The sequence below is a fragment of the Mycobacterium sp. genome (assembly GCF_019247615.1).
Taxonomy (GTDB): domain Bacteria; phylum Actinomycetota; class Actinomycetes; order Mycobacteriales; family Mycobacteriaceae; genus Mycobacterium.
Genome location: NZ_JAFBAT010000257.1, coordinates 21061 through 29426, shown reverse-complemented (window position 1 = coordinate 29426; position 8366 = coordinate 21061). Strand labels below are relative to the sequence as shown.

Annotated in this window: 5 protein-coding genes; 2 read left to right on the top strand and 3 right to left on the bottom strand. The window is 68.6% G+C overall.

The window, feature by feature from the left end; genetic code table 11:
- Together JO059_RS17595 and JO059_RS17590 are read right to left on the bottom strand one after the other, a co-directional pair.
- Positions 1-899 (bottom strand): PE family protein (locus JO059_RS17595; protein WP_293320966.1); only part of this gene is annotated, 899 nt, incomplete at its 3' end.
- A gap of 757 nt (positions 900-1656) precedes the next feature.
- Positions 1657-2016: a hypothetical protein gene (locus JO059_RS17590; RefSeq protein WP_293320964.1), complete on the bottom strand. Its 360-nt coding sequence runs from the start codon at positions 2014-2016 to the stop codon at positions 1657-1659.
- A gap of 108 nt (positions 2017-2124) precedes the next feature.
- On the opposite strand from JO059_RS17590, the gene JO059_RS17585 reads away from it, so the two are divergent.
- The gene (locus tag JO059_RS17585; protein WP_293320962.1) at positions 2125-5571 is read left to right on the top strand and encodes a TM0106 family RecB-like putative nuclease; all 3447 of its coding nucleotides are present in this window, start codon (positions 2125-2127) and stop codon (positions 5569-5571) included.
- 59 nt (positions 5572-5630) lie between these two features.
- On the opposite strand, the gene JO059_RS17580 is transcribed toward JO059_RS17585, so the two are convergent.
- Entirely contained in the window at positions 5631-7361 is a 1731-nt protein-coding gene (locus JO059_RS17580) for an MFS transporter (protein ID WP_293320968.1), read from the bottom strand.
- Positions 7362-7555: 194 nt separating this feature from the next.
- Here JO059_RS17580 and JO059_RS17575 point away from each other — a divergent pair, with 194 nt between their 5' ends.
- Positions 7556-8317 (top strand): hypothetical protein, encoded by a 762-nt coding sequence (locus tag JO059_RS17575; protein ID WP_293320960.1) that lies wholly within the window; start codon positions 7556-7558, stop codon positions 8315-8317.
- The last annotated feature ends 49 nt before the right edge of the window (positions 8318-8366 follow it).

Genomic DNA, 8366 nt, shown 5'->3' with positions numbered 1-8366 from the left:
CCACCGACGCCGGGAATTCCCAACGGGCCACCGCCGTTGCCGCCGACACCGCCGTTGCCGCCCGTGCTGCCCAACCCGTAGGCGAAGCCACCCATGCCGCCGGCTCCGCCGGTCCCGCCCGTAAGGCCGAGCCCGCCGGCCCCACCCGGGCCGCCGTCGCCGCCGCCGAACAAGAAGTACGTCCGGCCGGTACCGCCCTCTCCGCCTTTGCCGCCCGCACCGCCTGCGCCGGTGAGCCCGGTCCCGCCGGCACCACCGGCGCCGCCCGTCCCGCCGACGCCGCCCAGCCAGCCGCCGGCACCGCCGTGGCCGCCGGTCCCGCCGGCGCCGCCTTTGGCGCCGGTCGTGCCGGCGCCGCCGGGCCCGCCCAGGCCGCCATTGCCGATTAGACCGGCATTGCCGCCGCGGCCGCCTGCTTTGCCCGGGGCGCCCGAACCCCCATTACCGCCGTTGCCGTACAAGAGCCCGCCGTTCCCGCCCGGCTGCCCGGTGCCGGGCGCACCGTTGGTCCCGTTGCCGATCAGCGGGCGGTTCAGGTACTTCTCGGTGGTCTGGTTGATCGGGCCCAGGAGGCCCTGCGCCGGGTGCGCGGCCGCCGTCTTCAACGGCGACGCGTTGGCCGCCTCGGTGGCCGCATACATCAGCCCGCCGCCGTTCAGCGCCGACACGAACTGGTCATGGAACTTGGACACCTGTGCGCTCAGCGCCTGGTAGTCGCGCCCATGGGCGCCGAACAGCGCCGCGATGGCCGCCGACACCTCGTCGGCGGCCGCGGCAGTCACGGACGTGGTCGACGGCGCGGCGGCAAAATTGGCCGACCTGAGTGCCGACCCGATCCCGCTCAGATCCTGGGACGCGGAGGCGAATACATCAGGTGACGCGGTCACAAACGAGGACATCTGCGGTCTCCCATCGGTAGGACATCACAACGGCTCACAACGGCAGGGCTTGGCTGCACGAAACACCCCGCGACAATTTCGGTACATTACCCGGGTCCGTGGACATTTTCAGCGGAACTTCGCAAGCGTGAATGGATCAAATTTGGGCGCGATGCGGCACGGCTCTCTTCCCCTCCTGATCGCGGAAACGCTTCGGGCACAAGGGGATAGAATCGTCGGAACGCGTGGCTATTGGCCGTTAGCACGCCTGCGTGAACCGCGTCGTAACTACAGTTAAACATTAGTCGAAATCACACCATTTGTTGAATCCGATTAATCTTGCGACGACTCGTGTCGAATCCATATTCGTCCAGTAAACCAAGGACCACAACCCGACCACATCTGCGCGCTCCCACCCGCTAGCCTTCTCGACGGTCGGCTTACCCTACTGCGACCACCCAGTTTCCGGCCCGCCCCCGGTGACTCTGATCGGATCGATGTCAACTCGCCCCATCTAGTTGGAACGGGGAAAGTAACAGGTCACCGCCCCGGAGCAACCAACTCGTTCCCAACACGGACCGAAGACCCGCTAAGCCTCATGGTGAGGCGAACTACCCAACCCGTAAGCGCGCCGAGCCGCCGGACAGACGCTCTCCGGTCAGGCCGTGGCGCACAGCGTTCGACGGGGAATGGGATGGAAGAGTCAGCACATCCTGCTCGACACGCGCTCCTTCTCTGGGTAATCAGCACGCCGTCGAGCCGAGCTTCCGCCCCGGTGTCAGCCGCTCACCTCCAGCGGAAGCGAAAACGCTCCGGGTCCGCCCGTCACCAACAGCACCCAACGGCCGTTCACCGGCAGCCGAACCTCGATGCTGAAGAAGGCGAACCCGATCTCGCCGCCGGTGACGGCTTCCGGCAGTTCGTACTCGAGCGTCAGCGATTCGTCGTCCGTCGGAGGCCGGATCTCCACTTGGACCTCCCGAACTGGGGAGTCCGTCTCCGCCTGCGTCAGGACGACAAGCATGAACTGCGCCAACCGGTCGGGCCCGACCATGAATCCGGACAGCACGCCACCCGACACGCACAGCTTGTTGTCCACCACCGACGCCGATTCTGCAAGGAACGCCCCGGTGATCACCCCGCAAAAGTTACCGCCTCGGCGGTCTGCAACGCTCGACGGGCACGCGCCTCATTCCGGGCGGCAAGGCGGCGTTTTTTGTCGCACCCCGCGCCTAGTGTTGCTGCCATGTTCGTCACCGGCCACAGCGTCGTCTACAGCGCATCGGACCTGGCCGCAGCGGCCCGGTGCGAGTACGCGCTATTAAGGGATTTCGACGCCAAACTCGGGTGGGGCCCAGCCGTTTCCGCCGAGGACGAGCTGCTCGCGCGAACGGCCGCCCTCGGCACGGAGCACGAGCACCGCCGCCTCAGCCAACTGCGCGACGATTTCGGGGGTTCGGTCGCGGTCATTGGCCGTCCGGCGTACACAGAAGCCGGGCTGACGGCGGCCGACGAGGCGACGCGGCGCGCCATCGCCAACCGCGCGCCCGTGATCTATCAGGCCGCCATGTTCGATGGCCGCTTCGTCGGGTTCGCCGACTTCCTCGTGCTAGACGGCGAGCGCTACCGCGTCACCGACACCAAGCTGGCGCGCTCGCCCAAGGTCACCGCATTGTTGCAGCTGGCGGCCTACGCCGACGTGCTCGCCGGCTCGGGTGTCCCGGTGGCGCCGGAGGCCGAGTTGGAGCTGGGTGACGGCACAGTCGTGCGCTACTCCGTCGCCGACCTGATCCCGGTTTACCGTTCCCAGCGCGCGCTTTTGGAGCGACTGCTCGACGAGCACTTTGCTGCCGGTGTCCCGGTGCGCTGGGAAGACGAGCGGGTGGTCGCGTGTTTTCGTTGTTCCCTGTGCATTGAGCAGGTGCGGGCGACTGACGATCTGCTGATGGTCGCCGGCATGCGAGTGAGCCAGCGGGACAAGCTGATCGGCGCCGGGATCACGACGCTCGCCGAACTGGCCGACAATACCCGGCCCGTGCCGGACCTGACGTCCGCGGCGCTGAACGCATTGACCACGCAGGCCAAACTGCAGGTCTGTCAGCGTGATACCGGCCTGCCGCAGTTCGAGATCGTCGACCCGCAGCCGCTGGCGCTGCTGCCCGAGCCGGACCCCGGTGACCTGTTCTTCGACTTCGAGGGCGATCCGTTGTGGACGGCCGACGGCCACGACTGGGGACTGGAATATCTGTTCGGCGTCCTGGAAGCCGGCGGGAACTTCCACCCGCTGTGGGCGCACAACCGGATGGAGGAACGCAAGGCACTCACCGATTTCCTTGCCATGGTGGCCAAGCGCCGCAGGCGCCGTCCCAACATGCATATCTACCATTACGCGCCGTACGAGAAGACCGCGCTGTTGAAGCTCGCGGGGCGGTACGGGGTCGGCGAGGACGCGGTCGACGAGCTGCTGCGCAGCGGAACGCTCGTCGACCTGTATCCCTTGGCGCGCAAGAGCATTCGTGTCGGCGCAGACTCATTCAGCCTCAAGGCGCTGGAACCGCTGTACATGGGCGCACAGCTGCGCACCGGCGACGTCACGACCGCCACCGAATCGATCACCTCCTATGCGCGGCACTGCGAACTGCGGGATGCCGGCCACTTCGACGAGGCGGCGTCGGTGCTGAAGGAGATCGAGGACTACAACCACTACGACTGCCGGTCGACGCGGGAGTTGCGCAACTGGCTGATGCTGCGCGCCTACGAATCCGGCGTCGTACCCGTTGGCGCCCAACCGGTCACGGACGGCAACACCGTCGACGACAGCGACCGGCTGGCGAAGACGCTTTCGACATTCGCCGGCGACGCGGGGATCGGCCAACGCACGCCGGAGCAGACGGCGGTGGCGTTGTTGGCCGCCGCGCGCGGTTACCACCGGCGGGAGGACAAACCGTTCTGGTGGGCACATTTCGACCGGCTGAACTTCCCGGTCGACGAATGGGCCGACGACACGGATGTTTTCCTCGCCGAGGCCGCGTCGGTCAGCGTCGACTGGCACACTCCTGCTCGCGCCCGTAAGCCCCAGCGACGAGTGCGCCTCCGGGGGCAGCTCGCACGCGGCGCCCTGGTGGCCGACGTCTTTGCACTCTACGAGCCCCCCGCCCCGCCGGGCATGACCGACAATCCCGATCGGCGAGCCGCCGGCCGCGCCGAAGTTGTCGAGGTTGATGATCCGACCGTGCCCAGCGAGGTGGTCATCCGTGAACGGGTCAGCGCGGGCGGCAACATGTTTCGGCAGCTGCCGTTCGCGCTCACGCCCGGCCCGCCGGTTCCCACCGCCGCGTTGAGGGCGTCCATCGAGTCCACCGCTGCCGCCGTGACCGACGGGTTGCCGCGACTGCCGGCCTGCGCCGTGCTGGACATCCTCCTGCGCCGCGCGCCCCGCACTCGCAGCGGCAACCCCCTGCCGCGCAGCGCCGACGTTGTCGCCGACATCACCGCCGCCGCACTGGACCTGGACTCGTCGTACCTGGCGGTGCACGGGCCGCCGGGTACCGGCAAGACGCACACCGCCGCCCAGGTGATCCGCCGACTCGTCACCGGCCACGGCTGGCGCGTCGGCGTGGTGGCGCAGTCACACGCCACGGTGGAGAACCTGTTGGACTGCGTGATCGACGCCGGCCTGGAACCGGAGCGGGTCGCGAAGAAGCGCTACGACCGCGACTCAACGCGCTGGCAGCAGATCGACGGCGGCCAGTACGCCGCCTTCATCGCCGACGGCGCGGGCTGCGTCATAGGCGGCACGGCATGGGATTTCGCCAACGCTAACCGAGTACCAAAGGGCAGCCTGGACCTGCTGGTGATCGACGAAGCCGGCCAGTTCTGTCTGGCCAACACCATCGCCGTGGCACCGGCGGCGGCCAACCTCATGCTGCTCGGCGATCCGCGGCAACTGCCCCAGGTCAGCCAGGGAACCCATCCGGAACCGGTCGACACGTCCGCGCTGGATTGGCTGGTGGATGGCCGGTGCACCCTGCCCGACCAGCGCGGATACTTCCTGGATCGCTCGTACCGAATGCATCCCGCGGTCTGCACGGCGGTCTCCGCGCTGTCCTACGACGGCAGGCTGGACGCCCACACGTGCGCAGCAGCGCGGCGGCTCGACGGTTGGCGCCCCGGCGTGCGCGTGCTTCCCGTTGTGCACCAAGCTAATTCGACGGAGAGTCCGGAAGAGGCCGACGCGATCGCCGCCGAGATCGCGCGGCTGCTCGGCACGTCGTGGACCGACGAACGCGGCACCAAACCGCTGGCCGGCTCCGACGTGCTGGTGCTCGCGCCCTACAACGCCCAGGTGGCGCTGGTGCGTCAGCGGTTGAGCTCGCAAGGACTTGGCGGAGTGCGGGTGGGAACGGTCGACAAGTTCCAGGGCGGGCAGGCCCCGGTGGTCTTCATCTCGATGACGGCTTCGTCGGCCGACATGGTGCCACGCGGAATGTCGTTCCTGCTCAACAGGAATCGGCTCAACGTCGCGGTCAGCCGGGCGCAGTACGCGGCGGTGATCGTGCGCTCACCGTTGCTGACCGAATACCTTCCCACCACGCCCGACGGCCTGATCGACTTGGGCGCTTTCCTGGCTCTGACGGAGTCGAGTTCGGCCCGCGGGCCATCAGAAGTCACATCAGAAATGTCAGTCCTGTGACGCGACCACACGACGATTGTCATGCGCGCTATCGCCGGCGCTAGCAAGAATCAAGTCGCCTATTGGTCGGGCGCGCGGTGGGTCGGCACCGCGGCGCCTCCGGGCGCTATCGAACCGAATCGCCGCTCGCGCCCCGTGTGCGCACCGCCCGCACGTGAGCCGTTGTGGGCGAAGTTGAGCAGGCTGTCCCACGATTCGGCGCGGTCGCGGGCCCACGCGGCGTGCGGAGCTGGCTTGACGTCCGGCTCGCGGACAAGGATCAGTTCGACGTACTCGTCATCGTCATCCTCATGATCGACGGACTCGCCGTCGTCGTGCGCAAACCGACCCCCGCTCTTGCCGTCCTGGCCGGTAGCGGCAAACCCGATCAGGAACAGCGCGGCGATAATCCCGAACAGCGCGACGAACGCCGGCAGAAGCACCGACTGCGACATCGCGGCCGCGAACGGCTCGCGCACGAACGACGGCAGTCGCACCACGTCACCGCCCTCGCCGCCGGACCCGCCGGTCCCTGGCATCTCGGCACCGATCCGCGACGTCATGAACGCCGCCATCCCCGCGCTGCCGAGCACCGCGCCGATCAGCCGGATCGAGTTGAACACCGCAGAGCCCGCCCCGGCCAGCTGCGGCGGCAGGTCTCGGGTCGCGGTAGCCGTCAGCGGCGACCACACGAAAGCCATCCCGAGACCGGCGGCGAACAACGGCAGGGCCAGCCGCCAGATCGGCGTCTCGGGCGACATCTCGAACGCGAGCCACGTCAGCGCTATCGCCTGCACCGAAAAGCCGAACCCCAGGACGGGCCCAGGACGGTATCTGTCGACGATCTTGCCGGCCAGCGGCGCGAAGATACCGTTGGCGGCCGCCATCGGCGCCATCAACAACGCCGTGCGTATCGGCGAGAGGCCGCACACGGCCTGTGCGTAGAAGGGCAGCGGCACCATCGCCGCCGTCCCGGCGAACGCGATCACGGCCACCCCGACGTTGCAGACGCTGAAGTCGCGGTCCCGGAAGATCGCCAGCGGAATGAGCGGCGCGCGCGGGTTCAGCGACTGCCACCAGACGAACATCGACATGAAACCCACGCCGGCAACGATCAGCGCCCAGATCCACGGCCGCCAGTGCGCGGCCGCCCCCTGCTGCAGCCCGAAGACGATCAGAAACATGCCCACCCCGGACAGCGCGACTCCGGGCAGGTCGAACGGGTGCGCCTGACGGGGAAGCTCCGGAACCAGCCACCAAGCCAGCACCAGCCCGACGATGCCGACGGGGATGTTGACGAAGAAGATCCATTGCCAGCCCAGCCCGCCCACCAGCGCCCCGCCGACCAGCGGTCCCACCAGGCTGGCGGCGCCGGCCGTGGCTCCCCACACGCTCGCCGCGACGCCGCGCCGATCCGCCGGGAAGATCCGGGTGATCACGGTCAGCGTCTGCGGGGTGAGCAGCCCGGCGCCCACGCCTTGCACCACCCGGGCCGCGATCAGCATCGCGGCGCCGCCCGAAAACCCGCACCACAACGAGGCGGCGGTGAACACTGTGAGGCCGATCAGGTACAGGTTCTTGGGGCCGAACCGGTCACCGAGCCGCCCGGCCACCAGCAACACCACCGCATACCCCAGTAGGTAGGCGCTGGTCACCCAGATCACGACGTCGTACCCGGTGTGCAGGTCGGCCTTGATGGTCGGGTTGGCGATCGTGACGATGGTCGAGTCGACGATGATCATGAAGAAGCCGATCATCATCGCCCAGAGGGCGTTCCACGGGCTTGGGGACGGCCGCGAGTCCGACGCCATCGTGCGCCGGGTCCCCCCCGACGACCTGGGCGCCGCCCTGGCCATCTCCCCACCTCGTTTCCGCTCTCGACGAACGTCACACGCCTGTATCCGGCACTTTTCCAGCCTGCATTATTCCGGGTGACGCGGTTGGGCGCGCGGGCGCGTTAGCCTGAAGAGACGCCATTCGGCAGGAGAGGCCAGGAGAACCAAGCATGCGGGCCCGACGTAACAAGGACATGTCCAGACCGGAACAGGGGCCGACCACCACGGGTGGCCGGCCCAGGGCATCCACGCGGTCACTGGCCCAGGTCATCGAGCGCAGCTCGCGGATAAACGGGCCCGCCGCCGAGGCCTACGTGGCGCGGCTCCGGCAGGCTCACCCGGGGGCCAGCCCGGCCGAGATCGACGCCAAGCTGGAAAAGCGCTATCTGGCCGCACTGACGGCCAGCGGCGCCGCGGTCGGTTCGGCCGCGACGTTCCCCGGTGTGGGGACACTGACGGCGTTGTCCGCCGGCGCCGGGGAGATCGTCTTCTTCGTCGAGGCAACGGCGTTGTTCGTGCTGGCGAAGGCCGTGGTCTACAACGTGCCCGTCGACCACCGCGAACGGCGCCGCGCGCTGGTGCTCGCCATCCTGGTCGGCGACGACAGCCGGCGTGCCCTCGGCGAACTGATCGGCCCGGCCCGCACCAACGGCGGCTGGCTGGCCGAAGGCATGGCCTCGCTGCCCCTGCCGACGCTGGCGCGGTTCAACACCCGGATGCTCAGGTTCGTCGTCAAGCGCTACACAGTGCGACGCGGCGCAATGATGTTCGGCAAGATGCTGCCGGTCGGCCTCGGTGCCGTGGTCGGCGGCGCGGGCAACCGGATGGCGGGCAAAAAGATCGTCCGCAACGCCCGGGAGGCATTCGGCACCCCGCCGACGCGCTGGCCCGGCATGCTGCGCCTGTTGCCGCCGGTCCACGAACCCGGCTAGCAACCGGCCGCCTGACCCGGTCAGGCTCGCGAACTCCCGGGGAGAGGTT

Coding starts and splice junctions, on each gene's coding strand:
- JO059_RS17575 (WP_293320960.1), top strand. CDS start 7,556: ATGCGGGCCCGACGTAACAAGGACATGTCCAGACCGGAACAGGGGCCG.
- JO059_RS17585 (WP_293320962.1), top strand. CDS start 2,125: ATGTTCGTCACCGGCCACAGCGTCGTCTACAGCGCATCGGACCTGGCC.
- JO059_RS17580 (WP_293320968.1), bottom strand. CDS start 7,361: ATGGCGTCGGACTCGCGGCCGTCCCCAAGCCCGTGGAACGCCCTCTGG.